This window comes from Sphingomonas sp. GW821-FHT03E12 (assembly GCF_059420685.1).
In genome coordinates this window covers 650,299-671,914 of sequence record NZ_JBWKUF010000001.1, presented here as the reverse complement: position 1 = coordinate 671,914, position 21,616 = coordinate 650,299, and the positions used below count along the sequence as shown (strand labels likewise).

Annotated in this window: 19 protein-coding genes; 3 read left to right on the top strand and 16 right to left on the bottom strand. The window is 66.5% G+C overall.

The window, feature by feature from the left end:
- Window positions 1–23: 23 nt before the first annotated feature.
- From AC07TU_RS03205 to AC07TU_RS03195, 3 genes are read right to left on the bottom strand one after another with little or no spacing between them, the layout of a single operon-like run.
- Window positions 24–1,169, bottom strand: coding sequence for a serine hydrolase domain-containing protein (locus AC07TU_RS03205; RefSeq protein WP_495186463.1), 1,146 nt, complete (start codon window positions 1,167–1,169; stop codon window positions 24–26).
- Window positions 1,170–1,203: 34 nt separating this feature from the next.
- Window positions 1,204–2,265, bottom strand: coding sequence for an NAD(P)-dependent alcohol dehydrogenase (locus AC07TU_RS03200; RefSeq protein WP_495186462.1), 1,062 nt, complete (start codon window positions 2,263–2,265; stop codon window positions 1,204–1,206).
- Between the two features lie 59 nt (window positions 2,266–2,324).
- Window positions 2,325–3,314, bottom strand: a complete 990-nt coding sequence (locus AC07TU_RS03195; RefSeq protein ID WP_495186461.1) for an aldo/keto reductase — start codon at window positions 3,312–3,314, stop codon at window positions 2,325–2,327.
- A 104-nt stretch (window positions 3,315–3,418) separates the two neighbouring features.
- Here AC07TU_RS03195 and AC07TU_RS03190 point away from each other — a divergent pair, with 104 nt between their 5' ends.
- Both AC07TU_RS03190 and AC07TU_RS03185 read left to right on the top strand, forming a co-directional pair.
- Window positions 3,419–4,315: a LysR family transcriptional regulator gene (locus tag AC07TU_RS03190; protein ID WP_495186460.1), complete on the top strand. Its 897-nt coding sequence runs from the start codon at window positions 3,419–3,421 to the stop codon at window positions 4,313–4,315.
- Window positions 4,316–4,548: 233 nt separating this feature from the next.
- Window positions 4,549–6,342, top strand: a complete 1,794-nt coding sequence (locus AC07TU_RS03185) for an ABC transporter ATP-binding protein (RefSeq protein WP_495186459.1) — start codon at window positions 4,549–4,551, stop codon at window positions 6,340–6,342.
- Window positions 6,343–6,390: 48 nt separating this feature from the next.
- Here AC07TU_RS03185 and AC07TU_RS03180 read toward each other — a convergent pair whose 3' ends face one another.
- Window positions 6,391–7,203 carry an AraC family transcriptional regulator gene (locus AC07TU_RS03180; RefSeq protein ID WP_495186458.1) on the bottom strand — a complete coding sequence of 271 codons (813 nt, stop codon included), beginning with the start codon at window positions 7,201–7,203 and terminating at the stop codon, window positions 6,391–6,393.
- A 247-nt stretch (window positions 7,204–7,450) separates the two neighbouring features.
- Between AC07TU_RS03180 and AC07TU_RS03175 the strand changes: the two genes are divergently transcribed.
- Window positions 7,451–8,200 (top strand): siderophore-interacting protein, encoded by a 750-nt coding sequence (locus AC07TU_RS03175; protein ID WP_495186457.1) that lies wholly within the window; start codon window positions 7,451–7,453, stop codon window positions 8,198–8,200.
- A gap of 81 nt (window positions 8,201–8,281) precedes the next feature.
- On the opposite strand, the gene pnp is transcribed toward AC07TU_RS03175, so the two are convergent.
- The 12 genes from pnp to AC07TU_RS03115 form a co-directional block, all read right to left on the bottom strand.
- The gene (gene pnp, locus AC07TU_RS03170) at window positions 8,282–10,630 is read right to left on the bottom strand and encodes a polyribonucleotide nucleotidyltransferase (protein WP_495186456.1); all 2,349 of its coding nucleotides are present in this window, start codon (window positions 10,628–10,630) and stop codon (window positions 8,282–8,284) included.
- 180 nt (window positions 10,631–10,810) lie between these two features.
- Window positions 10,811–11,080 carry a 30S ribosomal protein S15 gene (rpsO, locus tag AC07TU_RS03165; RefSeq protein WP_224921952.1) on the bottom strand — a complete coding sequence of 90 codons (270 nt, stop codon included), beginning with the start codon at window positions 11,078–11,080 and terminating at the stop codon, window positions 10,811–10,813.
- Window positions 11,081–11,101: 21 nt separating this feature from the next.
- Window positions 11,102–11,998: a tRNA pseudouridine(55) synthase TruB gene (truB, locus tag AC07TU_RS03160; RefSeq protein WP_495186885.1), complete on the bottom strand. Its 897-nt coding sequence runs from the start codon at window positions 11,996–11,998 to the stop codon at window positions 11,102–11,104.
- The gene (locus AC07TU_RS03155) at window positions 11,998–12,690 is read right to left on the bottom strand and encodes a site-2 protease family protein (protein ID WP_495186455.1); all 693 of its coding nucleotides are present in this window, start codon (window positions 12,688–12,690) and stop codon (window positions 11,998–12,000) included. The genes truB and AC07TU_RS03155 overlap by 1 nt, the downstream gene beginning before the upstream one ends.
- A 43-nt stretch (window positions 12,691–12,733) precedes the next feature.
- On the bottom strand, window positions 12,734–13,318 hold the full coding sequence (locus tag AC07TU_RS03150; RefSeq protein WP_495186454.1) for a thymidine kinase: 585 nt from the start codon (window positions 13,316–13,318) through the stop codon (window positions 12,734–12,736).
- 85 nt (window positions 13,319–13,403) lie between these two features.
- The gene (gene rbfA, locus AC07TU_RS03145) at window positions 13,404–13,805 is read right to left on the bottom strand and encodes a 30S ribosome-binding factor RbfA (protein ID WP_495186453.1); all 402 of its coding nucleotides are present in this window, start codon (window positions 13,803–13,805) and stop codon (window positions 13,404–13,406) included.
- Window positions 13,792–14,172: a glyoxalase superfamily protein gene (locus tag AC07TU_RS03140; RefSeq protein WP_495186452.1), complete on the bottom strand. Its 381-nt coding sequence runs from the start codon at window positions 14,170–14,172 to the stop codon at window positions 13,792–13,794. The genes rbfA and AC07TU_RS03140 overlap by 14 nt, the downstream gene beginning before the upstream one ends.
- A gap of 15 nt (window positions 14,173–14,187) precedes the next feature.
- Complete coding sequence (infB, locus tag AC07TU_RS03135; RefSeq protein ID WP_495186451.1) at window positions 14,188–16,845, bottom strand: translation initiation factor IF-2; 2,658 nt, start codon at window positions 16,843–16,845, stop codon at window positions 14,188–14,190.
- A 1-nt stretch (window position 16,846) separates the two neighbouring features.
- Window positions 16,847–17,590 (bottom strand): DUF448 domain-containing protein, encoded by a 744-nt coding sequence (locus AC07TU_RS03130; protein ID WP_495186450.1) that lies wholly within the window; start codon window positions 17,588–17,590, stop codon window positions 16,847–16,849.
- The gene (gene nusA, locus AC07TU_RS03125) at window positions 17,571–19,220 is read right to left on the bottom strand and encodes a transcription termination factor NusA (RefSeq protein ID WP_495186449.1); all 1,650 of its coding nucleotides are present in this window, start codon (window positions 19,218–19,220) and stop codon (window positions 17,571–17,573) included. Before nusA ends, AC07TU_RS03130 begins: the two co-directional genes overlap by 20 nt.
- The gene (gene rimP, locus AC07TU_RS03120) at window positions 19,220–19,765 is read right to left on the bottom strand and encodes a ribosome maturation protein RimP (protein WP_495186448.1); all 546 of its coding nucleotides are present in this window, start codon (window positions 19,763–19,765) and stop codon (window positions 19,220–19,222) included. The genes nusA and rimP overlap by 1 nt, the downstream gene beginning before the upstream one ends.
- 131 nt (window positions 19,766–19,896) lie before the next feature.
- Entirely contained in the window at window positions 19,897–21,600 is a 1,704-nt protein-coding gene (locus AC07TU_RS03115) for a sulfatase-like hydrolase/transferase (protein ID WP_495186447.1), read from the bottom strand.
- Window positions 21,601–21,616 lie beyond the last annotated feature (16 nt).

Sequence of the window (21,616 nt, the reverse complement as noted above, 5' to 3'; positions counted from 1 at the left end):
CCGGGCAACAGAAGTCCCCCACTTCATTCCTTTTCGCGCGCCAGCCGCTCCTCCTCCACGGTGAAGGCGGTGAACCCCTTGCTGTCCGGCGACGTCGCGGTGGCGAAGAAGGCGACACCGGTCCCGCTGGCGCGGTCGATCCACAGCCCCGAACGCAGCCCATAGGCGTCCCCGGCATGACCGATGCGCGGGCGCCCGTCGCCGAACAGGTCGTCGGCGCAGATATCGTGCGCCGTCGGCAGCATCGTCATCCCAAGGCCGTATTGGCAGTAAAAGCCGTTCGACGTGTCGCCATTGGACCCGTCATAGCGCCACGCGACCCGCTCGATCTGCGCAATCGACTCCCGCTTGAGAAAGCTGCCGTCATTCTTCAGCAGCATCTGGCCGATCACCGCGAGGTCGCGCATCGAGGCGCGCAGCCCCCCTTGGGGCGAGAACAGCGCGCCATTCTCCCCCGGCCGGTATCCCGCCAGATCACATCCCGACTTGGCGATCACCGGACAATCGGGCCGCTTGCCGCCCAGATCGTCGAGCGCCACCGATCCGTCCGCGCGATAGAGCACCGCCGCGCGCGCGATCTTTTCGTCCGAGCAGGTCGACCAGTTGAAACAGGCGTCGAGCTTGAGCGGCGCCAGAACCAGCCGGTGCATCAGGCGATCGAACCGCTCCCCCGACGCCTTTTCCATCACGCTCGCGATCACCGGAAAGCCGATATTGGCGTAGCGAAAGGCTTCGCCGGGCCGTTCCTTGGCATTCCACAGCCCCGGCTGCGCGATCCGGTCCGCCAGCCGCTCGCCCAGCGGCACGCGATATTCGTCGGGATCGATCAGGCCGGATGTGTGCGAGAGCAGCTGGCGCAACGTGATCCGCGCCTTGGGAAAGGCCGGGTTGCGCACCGTCCAGCCCAGCACCTCGCTGACGTCGCGGTCGAGATCGAGCTGCCCCGCCTCGACCATCCGCATCACGCCGAGCGCGACGACCAGCTTGGAGATGCTCGCGATCCGTACCGGATCGTCGGCGGTCACCGCGCGCTTGCTCGTGCGGTCGGCAAGGCCCGCGGCGCGCGAGGCCGTGATCCCTGAGGTGTCGAACGCCACGCGGACCTCGGCCGGCTGGGCAAAGGCGGTACTGGCAAGGAACGGCGCGGCGAGCAGCAGGATCAGGCGCATCGCCCGATCATGCCCGCGCCGCGCCGGAATGCAATCAGGCGGCGAGCGACGCCATGTCGATCACGAAGCGATATTTGACGTCGCCCTTGACCATCCGGTCGAACGACGCGTCGATATCCTGCATCGCGATCATCTCGATATCCGCGGTGATGCCGTGGTCGCGGCAGAAATCGAGCATCTCCTGCGTCTCGGCGATTCCGCCGATCAGCGATCCGGCGATCGACCGGCGGCGGAAGACGAGGTTGAGGACCGAGGGCGAGGGATGGGCATGTTCGGGCACGCCGACCAAAGTCATCGTCCCGTCGCGCTTGAGCAAATTGGTGAAGGCGTCGAGATCGTGGCTCGCCGCGACGGTGTTGAGGATGAAGTCAAAGCTGTTGGCGTGTGCCGCCATCTCGTCGGCGTTGCGCGAGACGACGACCTCGTGCGCGCCCAGCGCCAGCGCATCGGCGCGCTTGCCTTCCGATGTGGTGAAGGCGACGACGTGTGCGCCCATCGCCGCGGCGATCTTGACCCCCATATGGCCGAGCCCGCCGATACCGACCACGCCGACCTTCTTGCCGGGGCCTGCGCCCCAATGCTTGAGCGGCGAGTAGGTGGTGATGCCCGCGCACAGCAAAGGCGCGGCGGCGGCGAGATCCTTCTCGTCATGGCCGATGCGCAGGACGAAGCCCTCCTTGACGACGATCTTGTCCGAATAGCCGCCAAAGGTGTGGCCGCCGGACTGCGCATCCGGTCCGTTATAGGTGCCGACGAAGCCGGTCCCCTCGCAATATTGCTCCTCGCCCTCATGGCAGGAGGGGCAGGTGCCGCAGCTGTCGACCATGCAGCCGACGCCCACCAGATCGCCCACCGCGAATTTGGTGACGTCGCCGCCCACCGCTGTCACGCGGCCGACGATCTCGTGACCGGGGACACAGGGGAACAGCGTCCCCTCCCACTCGCTGCGCGCCTGATGCAGGTCGGAATGGCAGACGCCGCAGAACAGGATGTCGATCGCGACATCGTCGGGCTGGACGTCGCGGCGCTCGAAGCTGAAGGGAACGAGCGGGGTGGTCGCCGATTGCGCGGCATAGGCTTTGGCTGGGTTGGGCATGACGTGGTCCTTGTTGGGAGGATTGGGCTGAGGGATCGGGGTAGCGAAATGAATAAGATCTAGCGGCCGACCGAGGCGAGCAGGGCGGCCGGATAGCGCTCGCCCTCGATCTCGATCTCGCGGAGCGCCGCGCCGATCGCATCGCGGTCGGCCTGGGTCAGATCGATCGCGATCGCGCCCAGATTCTCCTCCAGCCGGTGCAATTTGGTGGTGCCGGGGATCGGTACGATCCAGGGCTTCTGCGCCAGGATCCAGGCCAGCGCGATCTGCGCGGGCGTCGCCTGCTTCGCTTCCGCGATGCTTCGGATCAGCTCGACCAGCGCCTGATTGCGGTCCATCGCCTCGGGCGTGAAGCGCGGCAGGTTGCGGCGGAAATCGCCTTCGCCCAGCTGGGTGTCGCGGCTCATCGCGCCGGTCAGGAAACCGCGGCCGAGCGGACTGAAGGCGACCAGGCCGATGCCCAGCTCCTCGCACGCGTCGAAGATGCCGTTGGTCTCCGGCTCGCGCGTCCACAGCGAATATTCGTTCTGGAGCGCGGCGACGGGCTGGACCGCATGCGCCCGGCGCAGCGTCTGCACGCCCGCTTCGGACAGGCCGAAATGCTTGACCTTGCCCGCCGCGATCAGGTCCTTGACCGTGCCCGCGACGTCCTCGATCGGCACGTCGGGATCGACCCGGTGCTGGTAGAAGAGGTCGATCTGCTCGATGCCGAGCCGCTTGAGCGAAGCGTCGGCGACCGCGCGGATATGTTCGGGGCGGCTGTTCTGGCCCTGCGGCTTGCCGTCAACGATATCGAAGCCGAACTTGGTCGCGATCACCACTTGATCGCGCACCGGACGGAGCGCCTCGCCCACCCGTTCCTCATTGGTATAGGGGCCATAGACCTCGGCGGTGTCGAACAGGGTGACGCCGCGCTCGACCGCCTGGCGGAGCAGGGCGGTGCTCTCCGCGCGGCTGATGCTGCTCGCATAGGCGTGGTCGAGCCCCATGCAGCCGAACCCGATCGGCGACACGGCAAGGCCGCTGGTTCCAAGGCTTCTGGTCTGCATGGCTTTCTCCCTTTGGCGCTGGTCCCCGCAGCGGAGAGATAGGAATGGAGTATTGCCCGGATTAGACGCTATACTGTGCATGCAGTTATGAGTTTCATTCAACAATGAACCGCCAGCATCTGGGCGAGCTCGCCGCCTTTCTGGTGGTTGCGCGCGAACGCAGCTTCACGCGCGGCGCGGCGCAATTGGGGGTCACGCCCTCGGCGCTCAGCCATTCGATGCGGACGCTGGAGGAGCGGCTCGGGCTGCGGCTGCTCAACCGCACCACCCGCAGCGTCACCCCGACCGAGGCGGGGGAGCGGCTGCTGCGCACGCTGGGGCCCTTGCTCGACGAGGTGGAAGCGGAGGTCGCGGCGCTCGGCACGTTGCGCGACAAGCCCGCGGGCAATGTGCGGATCACCGCCGACGAACTGTCGATGACGTCGGTGCTCTGGCCCCGCCTGCGGCAGATTCTCCCCCTCTACCCCGACATCCACGTAGAAATCATCACCGACTACCGCCTAACCGACATCGTCGCCGATCGCTTCGACGCAGGCGTGCGCTTCGGCGAGACGATCGACCGCGACATGATCGCGGTGCCGATCGGGCCCCCCGCGCGAATGCTCGCGGTCGCCACGCCGGCCTATTTCGCGGCGCATGGCCGGCCGCGCACCCCGGCGGAGCTCGCCCGGCATCGCTGCATCAACCTGCGGCTGCCGACCTATGGCGGGCTCTATGCCTGGGAGTTCCAGGCGAAGGGGCGCGACCTGCGCGTGCGGGTCGAGGGGCAGCTCACTTTTTCGTCGATCCTCCCCGTGCTCGAGGCCACGCTCGACGGGTTTGGCATCGCCTATCTGCCGACCTCGCTGATGCAGGCGCATCTCGACAGCGGCGCGCTGGAGACGGTGCTCGACGAGTGGTCGCCGGAATTTCCCGGCTATCATCTCTACTATCCCAGCCGCCGCCAGCCGACCGCCGCGTTCACCACGCTGGTCGAGGCGCTGCGCTACCGCGAGGACTGATCCGGACGCGGCGGGTTGCCATGCGGACAGGGCGTTGCTACATCCGCGTCCGTCCCAATGTGCAGGAAAGGAGGGCGTACGTGACAGATACCATCACTCGTCCTCTCGGTGCGTTCCGCACCATCGGGCGCTTCCGCCACTAGGTCCTGAAGCCGCCCTGATCCGGGTTTCCGCCCGCATCACCCAAATCTGACATTGCATTGGAGACGGCGCCCGCGGCGCCGGTTCACGACATGACACATGATATCGACCGTACGGATTCGATCCGTCGTGTCCTGGGTTTCGCCTTCCGTCACTGGGCGCGGCAACCCGGACGTGCCACCTACATAGCCCTGTTCATCACCGCCGCGACGGTGACCGAGATCTTCGTCCCCCTGTTCGCGGGGCAGCTGATCGACGCGCTCGCCGGCAATCTGCGCAGCGAGGCGCTCACGCTGTTCGCGGCGATGGCGGCGCTCGGCCTGGCCATGGTGGTGCTGCGCCACTTCGCCTGGGCAGGCGTGGTTCCTTTCACGCTGCGCATGATGCGCGACGTCACCCAGGACGGCTTTCACCGCGTCCAGCGCTTCTCGACCGACTGGCATGCCAATAGCTTCGCGGGCTCTACCGTACGCAAGATCACGCGCGGCATGTGGGCGTTCGACACGCTGAACGACGTGCTGCTACTCCAGCTGCTGCCGTCGGTCGCGGTGCTGACAGGCACGATGCTCCTGCTCGGTTGGCACTGGCCGGTGCTGGGCGTCGTGATGGCGATCGGCGCCGTCGCCTATGTGGCGATGACGGTGACGCTGGCGACCCGCTGGGCCTCGCCTGCCTCGACGCTTTCCAATGCGTGGGACACCAAGCTCGGCGGACTGCTCTCCGACGCGATCGGCTCGAACGCCGTGGTCAAGGCGTTCGGCGCTGAGGATCGCGAGGAGCAGCGGGTCGGCGGGCTACTCGCCAAATGGGCGAAGCGCACCCGGCGAACCTGGATGCGCTATACTTGGTCGGGCAGCGCGCAGATCACGGTGCTATGGGCGATCCGCAGCGCGATCACCGGCACGGCCTTGTGGCTGTGGTGGACCGGCGCGGCGACTCCGGGCGACGTCACCTTCGTGCTGGCGAGCTACTTCGTGGTCCATGGCTATCTGGTCGATGTCGGCTTCCACATCCATCACATGCAGCGCGCGGTGAACGAGATGGAGGAGCTGGTCGACCTGCACGACCAGCCGCTGGGCATCGAGGACCGAACCGATGCGGAGCCGATCCGCATCGGCGCAGGCGAAGTGCGCTTCGACGACGTCACCTTCCGCTATGGCGGGCACGAGACGCCGCTCTACGAGCATCTCGACCTCACCATCCACGGAGGCGAACGCGTCGGCCTGGTCGGCCATTCGGGATCGGGCAAGACGACCTTCGTCAAGCTGATCCAGCGTCTCTACGACGTGAACGAGGGCCGGGTGACGATCGACGGGCAGGACGTGTCGCACGCGACCCAGCAGTCGCTTCGCGCGCAGATCGCGATCGTGCAGCAGGAGCCGATCCTGTTCCACCGCAGCCTGGCCGATAATATCGCCTATGCCCGCCCCGGCGCGAGCCGGGCCGAGATCGAGGCGGCGGCACGGCTGGCCAATGCGCACGACTTCATCGCGAAGCTGCCGCGCGGCTATGCGACTCTGGTCGGCGAACGCGGGGTCAAGCTGTCGGGTGGCGAACGCCAGCGCGTTGCGCTCGCCCGTGCCTTCCTGGCCGACGCGCCGATCCTGATCCTCGACGAGGCGACATCGAGCCTCGATTCGGAAAGCGAGGCGCTGATCCAACAGGCGATGGACCGGCTGATGAAGGGCCGTACCGCGATCGTCATCGCGCACCGGCTATCGACGGTGCGCACGCTCGACCGCATCCTGGTGTTCGACCAGGGCCGGATCATCGAGAACGGCGATCATGACACACTGCTCGCCAATCCGGACGGCCGGTATCGCCGGCTGTTCGACCGGCAGTCGGGCAACATCGTCGATGACGCGCCGGAGCTTGAGGAAGCGTAGAGCGAGGGGCGCGCGCAGCCAGGCGGGTTGCGCGCGCCTTTTCCCGTCTCACATGCGGCCCGAATGCCGCTCCGCCATGTAGCGGCCCGGCGAGGTACCGAGCGCCTTGCGGAACATGGTCACGAAACTGGGCATGCTCTCATAGCCGAGGTCGGCCGCGACCGTCTGGATCGAGGCGCCGCCCGCCAGCCATTTGACGGCAAGCACGACGCCGAGCTGCTGGCGCCAGCGCCCGAAACTCATCCCCGTTTCCCGGCCGATCAGCCGCTCCAGCGTGCGATCACTCATCCCCGCGCGTTTCGCCCAGCTCTGCAGCGTGCCCCGCTCGGCCGGCGATTCCAGCATCTCCGCGGCGATCCGGCGCAGGCGCGGGTCAGCCGGCATCGGCAGATGCAGATCCTCCACCTGCGCGGCAGCCAGTTCGTCGATCAACACGCCAGTCAGCCGCGCATTCACGCCATTCTGTTCGTACAGCGCCGGCAGGCCGGCGGCGCGGGTCAGTAGCTCGCGCAGCAGGGGCGTCACCGAGACGGCGCAGCATGCATCGGGCAGCCCCGCGCTCACCTCCGCGGCGATGAAGGCATTATAGCCCTCCAGCGCGCCGGTGACGCGGATGGCATGAAGCGCGCCGCCGGGGATCCAGATCGCGCTGCGCGGCGGCACGATCCACAGCCCGCCCTCAACCTCACAGCTCAGTGCACCGCGCTGCACGAACATGATCTGACCTTTGGCATGGCGGTGGAAATCAAGCTCAAGCCCCTCGAACTCGGTGGTCACGATGCCGAAGGTCACCACCGGGCGCGGCACGTGGTCGGGTTCGATCCACCCCGCGGGATCGGCGAATGCGTTCATGATCGGCATGGACGATGCTCCGGCACGCTTGGCGAAATTGAATAATAATCCGTCCTGACTTCGGAATGACGCCAGTATTGCGACCCGTTATCATCTCACTCGGCTATCGGTCGAGGGCAATCCGGCCCGGACCCGGACGAAAGGACATTTCTTGATCTCGGCTACCAGCAGCCCGGCCTCGCGCGCACCGACCGTGCACAATCCCGCACCGGCGCCCATAGCCCGCACGGCGTGCAGCCGCGGTGCGGGGGGTTGCATGATGCTCGCGGCAGGATCACCCGAACGCCCTGCCGTCGAGCCGGCCGGCCGGTTCAGTCAGGCATTGCTGCGACTGTTGATGCGACAGGCACGCATCGTCGCCACCGAACGGCTGGCCGAGCGCTTCAAGCTGATCACGCTCGAAGGACCGGCCCTCGCCAATATCGCGTGGATACCGGGGCAGAAGATCCAGATCGCGATGGGGTCCGCCTTCACCGCACGGACCTACACCCCGCTCGAATGGAACACCGAGGCTGGCCGGACCTGCATCCTTGGCTTCGAATCGGGCAATGGCCCCGGCAGCGCCTGGGTGCGCAACGTCGAAGCCGGCGATCGATGTAATCTGTTCGGCCCGCGCGGATCGCTCGACCTGCGCCGGATTCCGCAATCGGTCGCGATGATCGGTGACGAGACGTCGATCGGCCTTGCCTATGCGCTGACACAGCTGGATCCGGCCCGCTCCGTGACCTGTCTGTTCGAGACCGGAGACATGGAGAGCACCGGGCAGGTACTGGCACAGCTCTGCATGGGGGAGGCGACGTTGTTCGCGAAGCAGGACAGCGACGCGCATCTCGAAGCGATGGAGGCGGCGATCCCCGCGCTCGCCGCCGCCGGGGCAGGCTTCGTGCTCACCGGCAGGGCCGCGATGGTCCAAAGGCTACGGCAGCGCCTCAAGCTTTGTGGCGTTCCGGCCGCGACGATCCTGACCAAGGCCTATTGGGCACCAGGCAAGACCGGGCTCGATTGACGCCGGGCTGAGCCACAGCTCCAACAAAAAGGGCCCCGGTTTCCCGGGGCCCTTTTCGGTTCAGCCTGAGGCCGCGCGACCTTAGTCGTCGCTGCCACCGGTCAGGAACGCGGGGAGGCCGATGTCCTCGCCGCCTTCATCCTTCGACTCCGAACGCTCGCGGCGCGGGCCGCGATCGCCTCGGCCTTCACCGCGCGGGCCGCGGTCGCGATCGCCGCCTTCACGGCGGGGCCCGCGGTCACCGCGACCGCCGTCACGGCGACGGTCACCACGATCGCCACGGTCGCCGCGCGGTTCACGCTGTTCGCGGGCAGGGCGCGTGTCCTCGAGCTCTTCGCCGGTCTCCTGATCGACAACGCGCATCGACAGACGAACCTTGCCGCGCTGGTCGATCTCGAGAACCTTGACCTTGACCTCCTGGCCTTCGCTCAGGACGTCGCTGACCTTCTCTACGCGCTCGTTCTTGATCTCGGAGACGTGGACCAGGCCATCCTTGCCGCCCATGAAGTTCACGAACGCACCGAAATCGACGAGGTTGACGACCTTGCCGTTGTAGATCTTGCCGACCTCGGCCTCTTCGACGATGCCCTTGATCCAGTTCATCGCGGCTTCGATCTGCGACAGATCGGACGAGCTGATCTTGATCAGGCCCTCGTCGTCGATATCGACCTTGGCGCCGGTGGTGGCGACGATCTCGCGGATCACCTTGCCGCCCGTGCCGATGACGTCACGGATCTTCGACTTGTCGATCTGCAGCGTTTCGATGCGCGGCGCGTGCGCCGACAGCTCCGAGCGGGTCTCGCCCAGCGCCTTGTTCATCTCGCCCAGGATGTGCGCACGGCCTTCCTTGGCCTGGTTCAGCGCAGCTTCGAAGATCTCCTTGGTGATGCCGGCGATCTTGATGTCCATCTGCATCGTGGTGATGCCTTCGGACGTGCCCGCCACCTTGAAGTCCATGTCGCCGAGGTGATCCTCGTCGCCGAGGATGTCGGACAGGATCGCATAGTCCTTGCCCTCGAGGATCAGGCCCATGGCGATGCCCGAGACCGGACGCTTGATCGGCACACCGGCGTCCATCATCGCGAGCGAACCGCCGCACACCGACGCCATCGACGACGAGCCGTTCGACTCGGTGATGTCGCTGGTCAGGCGGATCGTGTAGGGGAACTCGTCCTTGGTCGGCAGCACCGGGTGCAGCGCGCGCCATGCCAGCTTGCCATGACCGACTTCACGACGGCCCGGCGCGCCGAAGCGGCCGACTTCGCCGACCGAATAGGGCGGGAAGTTATAGTGCAGCATGAAGTGCTGGTACGACAGGCCGTTGAGGCCGTCGATCATCTGCTCCGCATCCTTGGTGCCCAGGGTTGCCGTGGCAATCGTCTGGGTCTCGCCGCGGGTGAACAGCGCCGAGCCATGCGCACGCGGAAGGAAGTGCGTTTCCGCCACGATCGGGCGGATCTGCGTCGTGGTGCGGCCGTCGATGCGCTTGCCGTCCTTGAGGATGGCGCCGCGAACGATCTCCGCTTCCAGCTTCTTGGTCAGCTTGATGCCGGCCATGACTTCCTGCGGCGACAGGCCGTCCTCGACGAACTGCGCCTTCGCCTTCGCGCGCGCTTCGTTGAGCGCATTCGAGCGAGCCGACTTGTCGGTCAGCTTGTAGGCGGCAGCAATGTCCTTGCCGATCAGCTTCTTGAGCTTGTCCTTGAGCGCGGCGTTGTCGTCCGACGACGCCATTTCCCAAGGCTCCTTGGCAGCCTGCTCGGCGAGCTTGATGATCGCCTTGATCACTTCGCGGCACGCGTCGTGCGCGAACAGGACGGCGCCCAGCATGATCTCTTCCGACAGCTCATTGGCTTCGGATTCGACCATCATCACCGCGTCCCAGGTCGCGGCTACGACGAGGTCGAGGTCGCCGGCGGCAACCTGCTCGTCGGTCGGGTTCAGGATGTACTCGCCATCGACATAGCCGACGCGTGCGGCGCCGATCGGGCCCATGAAGGGCACGCCCGAGATGGTGAGCGCGGCAGAAGCGGCGACCATCGCGAGGATGTCCGGCTCGTTCTCGCCGTCATAGCTCAGCACCTGAGCGATGGCGTTGATCTCGTTGTAGAAGCCTTCCGGGAACAGCGGGCGGATCGGACGATCGATGAGACGCGAGACCAGGGTCTCCTTCTCGGTCGCGCCGCGCTCACGCTTGAAGAAGCCGCCGGGGATACGGCCGGCCGCGCTGTACTTTTCCTGATAGTGGACGGTGAGCGGGAAGAAATCCTGCCCATCCTTCACCGACTTGGCGGCGGTGACGGCGCACAGCACCACGGTTTCGCCGAGCGTCGCCATGATGGCGCCATCGGCCTGACGGGCAACCTTGCCGGTTTCGAGTGTCAGGGTCTGTCCGCCCCACTCGATCGATACGGTTTTCTTGTCGAACATTTGATTTCCTTTGGACCGGACGCCCAATGCGTCCGGGGCCTGTGTGCGAGCTGTCCGGCTCGCGCGGTGCGGGGTGATTTCACCCCTGTTCAGGGCTTCGGCCGGATTGCCACGGCCCCAAGGGTCCGGGCACTAGCTGCCCGGTATTGCAAAAAGGCGACCCGAAGGCCGCCTTTCCGGTTACTTGCGAAGGCCGAGCTTCGCGATGAGTGCGGTGTAGCGGTCACCGTCGGTCTTGCGGAGATAGTCCAGCAGCGAACGACGCTTGTTGACCATCATCAGCAGGCCGCGACGCGAGTGATTGTCCTTGGCGTGGCCCTTGAAGTGGCTCGTCAGGTTCACGATGCGCTCGGTGAGGATCGCAATCTGGACTTCGGGGCTGCCGGTATCGCCTTCGGCGCGGCCATGTTCCTTGGTCAGTTCAGCCTTGCGCTCGGTCGTGATCGTCATGTGTTTTCCTTCGACATCATCTTACAGGTTGAAGCCACGAACGACCCGGACGTTGCCGTCCGAAACCTCGACCAGCGCGACGGGCGTATCGCCCTCGAGCGCAAAATGTTGGCCGTCTTCCGTGGCGATCCCGGTCAACACTTTCCCCTGACGGAGAGCCCCTGCCTGACCGGGTTCGAGAGTTAGAGCCGGGATGTCGTCCAGCCCCGCCCTCAGCGGCAGGAGGCAATGTTCAAGCGTGCGGCCCTTAGCGGCATCCGCCAGTTTGTCCAGCGAAATCGCGGATTCGAGGGTGAACGGCCCCGCCTTGACCCGCCGCAGCATCGTCACATGCCCGACCGTGCCGAGCGCATGGGCGATGTCGCGCGCGAGGCTGCGGATATAGGTGCCCTTGGAGACGTGCGCCGTGAGCGTGGCGCTATCGGGCGTCACCTCACGGAGCGTGAGCGACCGAATCGTCACCGCACGGCTCGCCAGTGTCACTTCCGCTCCCTTGCGGGCGAGGTCATAGGCGCGCTCGCCATCGACCTTGAGCGCGGAATAGGCCGGCGGCACCTGATCGATCGGACCGGTAAAGCGCGGCAGCACCGCTTCGACCTCCGCCAGGGCCGGACGCACGTCCGATTCGGCGATCACCTGCCCTTCCAGATCGAGCGTATCGGTCTCGATTCCGAACTTCACGGTGAAGTCATAAACCTTGTCACTGTCGAGCATCCTCCCGGCGAGCTTGGTCGCTTCCCCCACCGCGATCGGCAGCACGCCGGTCGCCAGCGGATCGAGCGTGCCGCCATGGCCGACCTTGGGCATATCTTTCTTTTTTGGGCCGTAGCCGCCCTCGCGCAGCGCGCGCTTGACCGCACTCACACCCTGGGTCGAACCGAGGCCCAGCGGTTTGTCGAGAATGATCCAGCCATGCATCAGCCCGCGATCGCCGTCGTGATCGCCAGATACCATTCCGTCAGAGTCTGCCAGGGCGGGACGATCAGCTGCGCAACGATGTTGGCGCTGGGCCAGATCGCCGGGATGACGAGAAGCAGGACGAACAACAGCGGAAAACCGAAGCGGCCGAAAGACGCCCAGCGCTCGGCGGCGGCGGGCGGCAACAGGCCCTGCACGACATGCCCACCGTCGAACGGGGGGAGTGGGATCAGGTTGAACAGCGCGAGGAAGAGGTTCACGCCGACGAAGTTGAACAGGTTCTGCGCCACAAAGGCGCCAACGCTGCCCAACCGTTCGCCGCCGGCGCTCGCGAGCAACAGCCCCAACAGCACCGCCCCGACGAGCGCGAGCACAAAGTTCATGCCGGGACCTGCCAGCGCCACCAGCATCATGTCGCGCCGGGGATTGCGCAGCCGCGCGAAATTGACCGGCACCGGCTTGGCCCAGCCGAATACCGGCATCTTGGTGAGCGCCAGGATCAGCGGCAGCACCACCGTGCCGATCGGATCGACATGGCGGAGCGGATTGAGCGACAGGCGCTTGCGCTCCGCCGCGGTGGGATCACCGAGCGCGCGGGCGGCAAGGCCGTGCGCGACTTCGTGGAAAACGATCGCGATGACCAGCGGGATCAGCCAGATGGCCGCGCCATAAACGATAGAATTGGGGTCCATGGTCGTGATCTAGGATCGAGCGCGACGATTCACCAGCGGCGTTTCAGCCTGCCGCCGCGATCGCCTCGGTGAAATGGCGGCGGCACAGCGCGATATAGCGGTCGTTGCCGCCGATCTCGGTCTGCGCGCCCTGCGCCACCGCGCGGCCTTCCTCGTCGACGCGCAGGTTCATCGTCGCCTTGCGCCCGCAGCGGCACACCGACTTGATCTCGATCAGCGCGTCGGCAAGCGCGAGCAACCGCGCCGAGCCTTCGAACAGTGCGCCGGTGAAGTCGGTGCGCAGACCATAGGCCAGCACCGGCACTCCGAGCACATCGGCAACGATGGCCAATTGATCGACCTGAGCGGCGGTCAGGAACTGGGCTTCGTCCACCAGCACGCAATGCACGGGGCCGGTATCGGCCTCCCGCTCGACACGCAGCCGCAAATCCATATGCGCATCGAAGCTGATCGCTTCGGCCGCCAGCCCGATCCGCGACGCGATCCGTCCCTCGCCCGCACGGTCATCGACCGCTGCGGTGAACAGGATCGTGCGCATCCCGCGCTCCCGATAATTGAAGTCCGCCTGAAGCAGATTGGTCGATTTGCCCGCGTTCATGGACGCATAATAGAAATAGAGCTTGGCCATTGCCGGCGACCTTGGCCGATGATCCCGCGGCTTTCATCCGCCCCGGCGGCAAAGCCGTGGACAGAGTTGTGGACAAGCCTGTGGATCAGTCTTCCGGCTGCTCCAGATCGCGCGCCACCTTGGGGTCGCGCAGCAGCTGGTCGATATGGCTGCCTTCGTCGAAGCTCTCGTCGGCGAGGAACTTGATCTTCGCCGCATATTTCATCTTCACGCGGCTCGCGACCTCGCGCTGGAAATAAGCGGTGTTGGTGCGCAGCGCCTTGAGCACCGCCTCCTCATCCTTGCCCAGCAGCGGCTTCACGAACACGGTCGCATGGCGCAGGTCGGGCGACATGCGCACTTCGGTCACGCTCACCATATGGCTGGCGAGCACATCGTCGTGCACCTCGCCGCGCGCGAGGATGTCCGAGAGGACATGACGCACCTGCTCGCCCACGCGCAGCAGGCGGACGGAGCGTTCCTCGGTCGAGCTGTTAGCCTTCACCATCGGCGGGTGCCTCCGTGTAGAAGGTCAGCCGGTTGCTCGACGGATCCTGGATGGTGATCTCGTACGAACCCCATGGCGTCAGTTCGGGCTCGCCGGGACGCGCATTGCCGTGCTGCTTGGCGCGCAGCGCGGCCATGTACGCCGACACGTCGTCAACCGGGATGCGCACCGCGCCACCCGGCGTCGCATCGCCATAATGCTCCGAGATATGCAACGCGCAGCCGCCGCGACGCACGCCCATATAGAGCGGCGCCCCATCATCGAACCGATGCTCGAACTCCAGCTCGAACCCGAGGAAGTTCAGGTAAAAGTCCTTCATCCGCTTCTCGTCGAAGCTGCGAAGGACCGGGGTCGGGGCGCCGAACATGGCGAGCGGCGCTCCTTAGAGCGTCCGCTCGCGCAGCTCGACCTCGAAGGTTTCGAGATAGTCGCCAGGCTTGATGTCGGTGAAGTTCTGGCTGAACGTCACACCGCACTCGAGACCCGCACGGACTTCCGCCACATCGTCCTTGAAGCGGCGCAGCGATGCGATCTCGCCCTGGTAGATGATGACGTCGTCACGCGTGATGCGTGCCTTGAGCGCCTTGCGGATCGCACCGTCGGTGACCAGCAGACCAGCCGCCTTGCCGTGCTTGCCCGCCGAGAAGACCTCGCGGATTTCGGCGCGGCCGACCACGGTTTCGAACGCTTCCGGCCCGAGCTGGCCGGCCATGCCGGCGCGGATCTCGTCGGTCAGTTCGTAGATCACGTCATAATATTTGAACGCGACCTTGTGGCGATCGGCGATCTCGCGTGCCTTGGCGTTCGGACGGACGTTGAAGCCGATGATCGGCGCGCCCGAGGCCGCAGCCGCGTTCACGTCGCTTTCAGTGATGCCGCCGACGCCGGCGTGCAGCACGCGCGCCTTGATGTCGTCGGTGCTGATCTTGTTGATCGCCGCGACGATCGCCTCGACCGTGCCCTGGGTATCCGCCTTGACGACCAGCGGATACTCCATCGCCTGCTTTTCCTTGAGCGCACTGAACATGCTCTCGAGGCTGGCAGGGGTGTTGGTCGTACGCTTCTGCTGGATGACGCTGGCGCGATAGGCCGCGACCTCGCGGGCGCGCGCCTCGTTCTCGACGACCTGGAGCAGGTCGCCCGCCATCGGCACGCCCGACAGGCCAAGCACCTCGACCGGCATCGACGGACCCGCTTCCTTGATCTGGCGGCCCTTGTCGTCGACCAGCGCGCGGACCTTGCCGCTCTCGGCACCGACGACGAACACGTCGCCAACCTTGAGCGTGCCGCGCGTGACGAGCACCGTCGCGACCGGACCACGGCCCTTGTCGAGCTTCGCCTCGACCACATTGCCCTCGGCTTCGCGGTCGGGGTTGGCCTTGAGCTCCATCAATTCGGCCTGCAGCTGGATCTTCTCGATCAGCTGGTCGAGACCGGTCTTCTTGAGCGCAGACACCTCGACATCCTGGGTCTCGCCGCCCATTTCCTCGACCTGCACGTCATGCTCGAGCAGACGCTCGCGCACGCGCTGGGCATTGGCCTCGGGCTTGTCGATCTTGTTGATCGCGACGATCATCGGAACGCCCGCCGCCTTGGTGTGATTGATCGCCTCGATCGTCTGCGGCATCAGCCCGTCGTCCGCAGCGACCACCAGCACGACGATGTCGGTGACGTTCGCACCGCGCGCGCGCATCTCCGAGAACGCCTCGTGACCCGGCGTGTCGAGGAAGGTGATCTTCGACTTGTCCTTCAGCGTCACCTGATAGGCACCGATATGCTGGGTGATGCCACCGGCCTCGCCGCGCACCACATCGGTGCCGCGCAGCGCATCGAGCAGCGACGTCTTGCCGTGGTCGACATGGCCCATGATCGTCACCACCGGCGGACGCGACTGCAGCGTCTCGGGCGCATCCTCGACCGTGTCGGTCGCCAGATCGACGTCCGAATCCGAAACGCGGACGATGTTGTGGCCGAACTCGGTCACCAGCAGTTCGGCGGTGTCCTGATCGATCGTCTGGGTCAGCGTGACAGGCATGCCCATCTTGAACAGCGCCTTGACCAGGTCGGCGCCCTTCTCGGCCATACGGTTCGCCAGCTCGGAAACGGTGATCGCCTCCGGCACCTGGACGTCGCGGACCTGCTTTGCCTGAGGCTCGCGCGGCCCCATGTGGCGGCGATGTTCCTTCTCGCGCGCCCGCTTGAGTGCGGCGAGGCTGCGCGCACGCGCACCATCGTCGCCGCCAAGGGCGCGATTGACGGTCAGCTTGCCACCACGACGCTCGTCACCCTTGCGATCGCGCTGCTGCGGCCGCTGCGGCTCCGGCGCGCGCGCCGGAGCACGATTGGGGCCGAGATTGGGCGTACGCGGAGCCGCCGCGCCACCGCCGGTGCTGGCCGGAGCGGCTGCCGCCGGCTCGGGCTTTGCCGGCGCCGGACGCGGAATCTCGGGGCGCTGTACCGGGGTGAACTGGCGCGGCGCAGGACGGCTCGGGTCGAGCTGAACCGCAATAGGCTTCGGCGGTACGGGCGCGGGAGCCGGCGCGGGCGGCGGAGGCGGCGGTGCAGCCTCGACGGCCGGCGCAGGGGCCGGTTCCGGCTTGGGCTCTTCCTTGGGCGCCTTGGCGGCCTCGGCTTCGGCGCGTGCCTTTTCCTCGGCGCGGCGCGCTTCGGCTTCGGCGGCCTCGACACGCTCACGCTCTTCGCGGCGGCGCGCGTCCTCATTCGTCTGCATGCGCTGCTCTTCAGCCTCGCGCAGCATGCGAGCCTGACGCTCCTGCGCGGTCTCACCTGCGGGCGCGGACGGGCGCGGCGCGGGGGCAGGCGGGGGCGGAGGCGGCGCGGCCTCGACGACCGGCTCAGGTGCGGCCTCGGGCTGGCCCGACTGCGGACCCAGCACGCGGCGGCGCTTGACCTCGACCACGACGGTGTTCGAGCGTCCGTGGCTGAAGCTCTGCTTCACCTTGCCGGTCTCGACCGTGCGCTTCAGCCCCAGCGGCTGGCGCATGCCCAGTTTCGGCTTGTCGTTTTCGGTATCGCTCAACTCAAATTCCCGTCTGTTCGTCGTTCGTCACGTCACCGCCAGCGCCCGATGCGCCTTGCGAAGCCATTTCGCAAGGTTTGGGGTCTGGATCGGGACCGATAAAATGCAACCAGCGGGAGAGCGCTTCGCTCACCCGCGCGGCTGCCTTGGGGTCTGTCAGGCCGACATGTACCACATTTTCGCGGCCAAGGGCCAAGGACAATATGGTGCGCGGCAGCGGCAATGTGAAGCCCGTGTCGCCCGAGCCTTCGCGGTCAGTGCCAACGCGGAGTGCCTGATCGAGCTTGCGCGAGCCGTCGGCGCCGGCATCCGATGCGTGGAGCAGCAGATGCAGCTTGCCGCTGCGGCCGGCCTTTTCGATCCGCTCGCCACCGATCACGACATGCCCGGCTTTGGCCTCGAGCCCAAGCCGGTCGAGCAGCGCGCGCTCGAGCTGCGCGGCGATCCGGTCGCCCAGATCATCGGGGATGCGGAGCTCGTTCGTCTTGAACGCACGTGACAGGGCGTCGCGCAGTTTCTTGCTGCTGGCTGCGAGCTCGGCGCGGTCGACACCGATCCACGCGCCGCGGCCGGGGGCCTTGGCGCGAACGTCCGGCAGCACCTCGCCGTCGGGCGAGAGCGCGAGCCGGATCAGCCCGTCGCGCGGAGTTTCCGCACGCGAGAGGATGCAGGTGCGGATGGCATCTCCATCCGCACGCTTGCCACCCGTCAGTTCAGACCGGGTCTCATTGTTCGGAGTCCGCAACTGCGTCCTCCTCACCGGCAGCGGCCGGAACCTCTGCGTCCGCGGCGGCAGGCTCGTCCTCGAACCAGTGCGCGCGGGCGGCCATGATGATCTCGTTGCCCTGCTCGTCGCTCAGGCCGTACTCGCCGAGCACGCCGCCCTTGTCGCTCTCGCGAACCGGGGCTGCCGGACCGTCGCCGCGGCGGCGCGGTTCGGGACGCTTCTTGGCGACCAGCTCGTCGGTGGCGAGATCGGCGAGGTCGTCGAGCGTCTTGATGCCCGCCTTGCCGAGCGTGACCAGCATCGCTTCGGTCAGATACGGCATGGTCGCCAGCTCGTCCTCGACGCCCAGCGCACGGCGGGCTTCGCGATTTGCTTCCTCGCGGCGCTCGAGCGCCTCGGTCGCGCGATTCTGAAGCTCCTGGCCCAGATCCTCGTCGAAGCCTTCGATGCCCGCGATCTCGTCGAGCTCGACATAGGCGACCTCTTCGAGGGTGCTGAAGCCCTCGGCGACCAGCAGCTGCGCCAGCGTCTCGTCGACGTCGAGCTCGTTCTGGAACATCTCGCTGTTCGCGACGAACTCGGCCTGGCGCTTCTCGCTCGAATCGGTCTCGGTCAGGATGTCGATCGCCTTGCCGGTCAGCTGGCTGGCGAGGCGGACATTCTGGCCGCGGCGGCCAATGGCGAGGCTGAGCTGATCGTCGGGGACGACGACCTCGATGCGGTCATCCTCTTCGTCGATGACGACGCGCGCGACATTGGCCGGCTGCAGTGCGTTGACGACGAAGGTCGCGGTGTCGGGCGACCAGGGAATGATGTCGATCTTCTCGCCCTGCATCTCCTGCACGACGGCCTGGACGCGCGAACCCTTCATGCCGACGCAGGCGCCGACCGGATCGATCGAGCTGTCGTGGCTGATCACGCCGATCTTGGCGCGCGAACCCGGATCGCGGGCGGCGGCCTTGATCTCGATGATGCCGTCGTAGATTTCGGGCACTTCCTGCGCGAACAGCTTCTTCATGAAGTCCGGGTGCGCGCGGCTGAGGAAGATCTGCGGGCCGCGGGTCTCGCGCACGACCTTCAGGATCAAGCTGCGGATACGGTCGCCGACGCGAACCACTTCGCGCGGGATCTGTGCGTCGCGGCGGATCACCCCCTCGGCACGGCCCAGGTCGACGACGACATGGCCGAACTCGACGCGCTTGACGACGCCGGTGATGATTTCGCCCTGACGGTCCTTGAACTCTTCATACTGGCGCTCGCGCTCGGCGTCGCGGACCTTCTGGAAGATGATCTGCTTCGATGCCTGCGCCTGGATGCGGCCGAATTCGATCGGGGGCAGCGGATCGACGATGAAGTCGCCGACCTTGGCGTCCTTCTGCAGCTTCTGCGCGCCCTTCAAGTCGACCTGCTTGAAATAGTCGTCCACGGCCTCGACCACCTCGACCACGCGCCACAGGCGAAGGTCGCCGGTCTGCGGGTCGAGCTTGGCGCGGATGTCGTTCTCGACGCCGTAGCGGTTCTTGGCGGCGCGCTCGATCGCTTCTTCCATCGCCTCGATGACGATGGCCTTGTCGATCATCTTCTCGCTCGCCACCGAATTGGCGATGGCGATCAGCTCGGCCTTGTTGGCGGAAATGGCGGTGGCCATCAGTCCTGTTCCTCTGCTTCGAATTCGTCTGCGCCCTCGCTAGAGAGCGGCCGGGTTGCGGCGATGAGCCGGTTGGTGATGACGAGCTTCGCGTCCTCGATGGATGCGAAGGCGATCGTGTGAGTCACGCCCTGCCCGTCGGTGATCGCGATCGTCTCGCCCTCCACCCCGGCAAGGTCGCCCTTGAACTGCTTGCGCCCGTCGATCTTCTCGGCGAGCGTGATCCGGGCTTCATGCCCCTTCCAGTCCTCGAAATCCTTGAGCCGGGTGAGCGGCCGGTCGATGCCGGGCGAGCTGACTTCGAGCCGATAGGCCTCGGGGATCGGGTCGCGGCCGGCGGCCTCGAGCTCGTCGAGCCGATCCGAGATGCGGCGCGACAGGTCGGCGCAATCATCGATATTCAGCTGGCGCGTATCCGGGCGCTCCGCCATCACCTGCAGCGTCCGGTCACCCTCGCCGCCGAACATCTTCACGCGCACCAGATCGAAACCCAAAGCACGCGCTTCAGGCTCGATCAGACTAGTCAGGGCAGCGATATCCGCCACGCAAAAACTCCAATGGACACCGGATACACCTTATCGCCGCCGAACCCCGTGGGGCCGGCCTCGGCAAGGTTTCCAATGTCGAGAACAGCGCCTCTATAGGCGCATGGCGCGGCGACGGCAAGATAGTCGAGTCAGCGTGCCGCCACGGCCGGGCCGCCATCGCCGCGCGGCGGCCGGGCCAGCGCCGATACGTCGATCCGCTGCCATTGGGGCTTGCGGCCGAGCCGCGCATTGAAATGCGTGTTGAAGCGCAGTTCATCCGCGAGCGGTGCGTGCAGCGACGGGCCATATTCGGCGCGAACCGCGGATTCGGGGTACCCCATCATCGCGAGGATCGTGGGAAAGATCTGATAGTGGCTCGCACGGTCGCGGTTGCGCCCTGCCGCCTCCGCCCAGCCCGCCGCAGCGCCGGAGTCGGCGAGTATCGCGAGCGGCACCGCTCCCTCCTCCGGCACCGGATGCGCGCTGCAATGGGTGTGCACGCCCGTGCCGCCGCGCTCGCGCAGGTCCTGACCATGGTCCGAAGTGTAGATCACCGTCGCGCCGTGCAGCGTGCCCGGCGCGAGCAGGCGTTCGAAGAACCCGCCGACCTTCCACAGCAATGTGTTGCGATAGGCGTTGCGATAGCGCCGCCATTGTTCGGCATCGCCATCGAACCCGTCGCGGTCACCGGTATCGGCAATGCCGAGGAAGCGCCCGCGCGGCAGCGCAGGGCGATAGACGGCATGGCTGTCGGGATATTTGTCGTGCACTGGGAAATGCGCGCCGACCTTGTTGACCAGGATGAACTCGCGCCGGCCATTGGCAAGGTGGCGCAGGATCCGGTCCGCGGCGGCATGGTCGCGTTCCTCGACCGGTACCGAATCGAACTGGATGAAGGTATCGATCCGGGCGCGCTCGGCCGCATCCATCCCGTTGTGCAGCCCGCCACCGGTGCGTTGCGCATCGATATAGACCGGCGTGAAACCCGCCTTGCGCGCATAATCCCAGATCGCCGGACCGGTGGCATTCATCTCGCTGTAGCGGTCGCGCGTGCCGCCGTGACGCAGCGTCAGATTGGTGCCGAGCGAGCAATTGGTGATCGCGGCAGCGACCCCGAAATTATGCACCGAGATTCCACCCGGCGGCGCCAGCAGCCCGGTGTGTACGCCCGCCGGATCGATCAGGTCGAGATAGCGCGCGGACACGCTTTCATCGACGATCACGACGATATCCCCCGTGCCCGGCACCGCCCGCGGCGCCAGCGTCACCGGCCGCCGCTTGCCGTCGCTCGCCAGCTCCTCACCCGTCGCGAGCGTGAGATAGGCAAGCGCGGTGAACGCACCGGGCAGGCCGCGCGCACCTTCGCCGCCGCGCATGAACAACATCCCCGTCAGCAGCAGGAGTGCGCCCAGCGGCACCGCCACCCAGCGCGCATCGAAGCGCCGGGTGCGACGCGGCGCGAACCCAATCGCAAGGAGCAGGGGCAATGCAATCAGGATCTCCGCGCCAACCCGAATGCCGTGCTCGGCCATCGCATCGCCGGCGAACCCGGCCGAACCGATCAGGTTGAGGAAGCCGTCATAGGTCAGGTGATCGCCCAGGATCCGTTCGCTCGCCCCGATGAACGCGGCAGCGGCGAACAGCAGCACGCCGATCGCCCAGCGCAACAGGTTCGACGCCAGCCGCGATGCGACCCACAAAGCGCCAACGAACCCGGCGTAGAAACCGGCGAACACGACAAGCCAGGGCGACGGGCCGAGCGAGATCACCCGATCGGCGAGACTTCCGCCATCGGCAATCAGATAGAGGATGAGCAGCGCTTCCTTGACCGGCGCGCGCTGAAGCCATTGCATCACATTCCCCCCTACG

Bases quoted from the DNA above. Each gene is read 5' to 3' on its own strand.
- AC07TU_RS03205 (WP_495186463.1), bottom strand. From the start codon at position 1,169: ATGCGCCTGATCCTGCTGCTCGCCGCGCCGTTCCTTGCCAGTACCGCC.
- AC07TU_RS03200 (WP_495186462.1), bottom strand. From the start codon at position 2,265: ATGCCCAACCCAGCCAAAGCCTATGCCGCGCAATCGGCGACCACCCCG.
- AC07TU_RS03195 (WP_495186461.1), bottom strand. From the start codon at position 3,314: ATGCAGACCAGAAGCCTTGGAACCAGCGGCCTTGCCGTGTCGCCGATC.
- AC07TU_RS03190 (WP_495186460.1), top strand. From the start codon at position 3,419: ATGAACCGCCAGCATCTGGGCGAGCTCGCCGCCTTTCTGGTGGTTGCG.
- AC07TU_RS03185 (WP_495186459.1), top strand. From the start codon at position 4,549: ATGACACATGATATCGACCGTACGGATTCGATCCGTCGTGTCCTGGGT.
- AC07TU_RS03180 (WP_495186458.1), bottom strand. From the start codon at position 7,203: ATGCCGATCATGAACGCATTCGCCGATCCCGCGGGGTGGATCGAACCC.
- AC07TU_RS03175 (WP_495186457.1), top strand. From the start codon at position 7,451: ATGATGCTCGCGGCAGGATCACCCGAACGCCCTGCCGTCGAGCCGGCC.
- pnp (WP_495186456.1), bottom strand. From the start codon at position 10,630: ATGTTCGACAAGAAAACCGTATCGATCGAGTGGGGCGGACAGACCCTG.
- rpsO (WP_224921952.1), bottom strand. From the start codon at position 11,080: ATGACGATCACGACCGAGCGCAAGGCTGAACTGACCAAGGAACATGGC.
- truB (WP_495186885.1), bottom strand. From the start codon at position 11,998: ATGCATGGCTGGATCATTCTCGACAAACCGCTGGGCCTCGGTTCGACC.
- AC07TU_RS03155 (WP_495186455.1), bottom strand. From the start codon at position 12,690: ATGGACCCCAATTCTATCGTTTATGGCGCGGCCATCTGGCTGATCCCG.
- AC07TU_RS03150 (WP_495186454.1), bottom strand. From the start codon at position 13,318: ATGGCCAAGCTCTATTTCTATTATGCGTCCATGAACGCGGGCAAATCG.
- rbfA (WP_495186453.1), bottom strand. From the start codon at position 13,805: ATGGTGAAGGCTAACAGCTCGACCGAGGAACGCTCCGTCCGCCTGCTG.
- AC07TU_RS03140 (WP_495186452.1), bottom strand. From the start codon at position 14,172: ATGTTCGGCGCCCCGACCCCGGTCCTTCGCAGCTTCGACGAGAAGCGG.
- nusA (WP_495186449.1), bottom strand. From the start codon at position 19,220: ATGGCCACCGCCATTTCCGCCAACAAGGCCGAGCTGATCGCCATCGCC.
- AC07TU_RS03115 (WP_495186447.1), bottom strand. From the start codon at position 21,600: ATGCAATGGCTTCAGCGCGCGCCGGTCAAGGAAGCGCTGCTCATCCTC.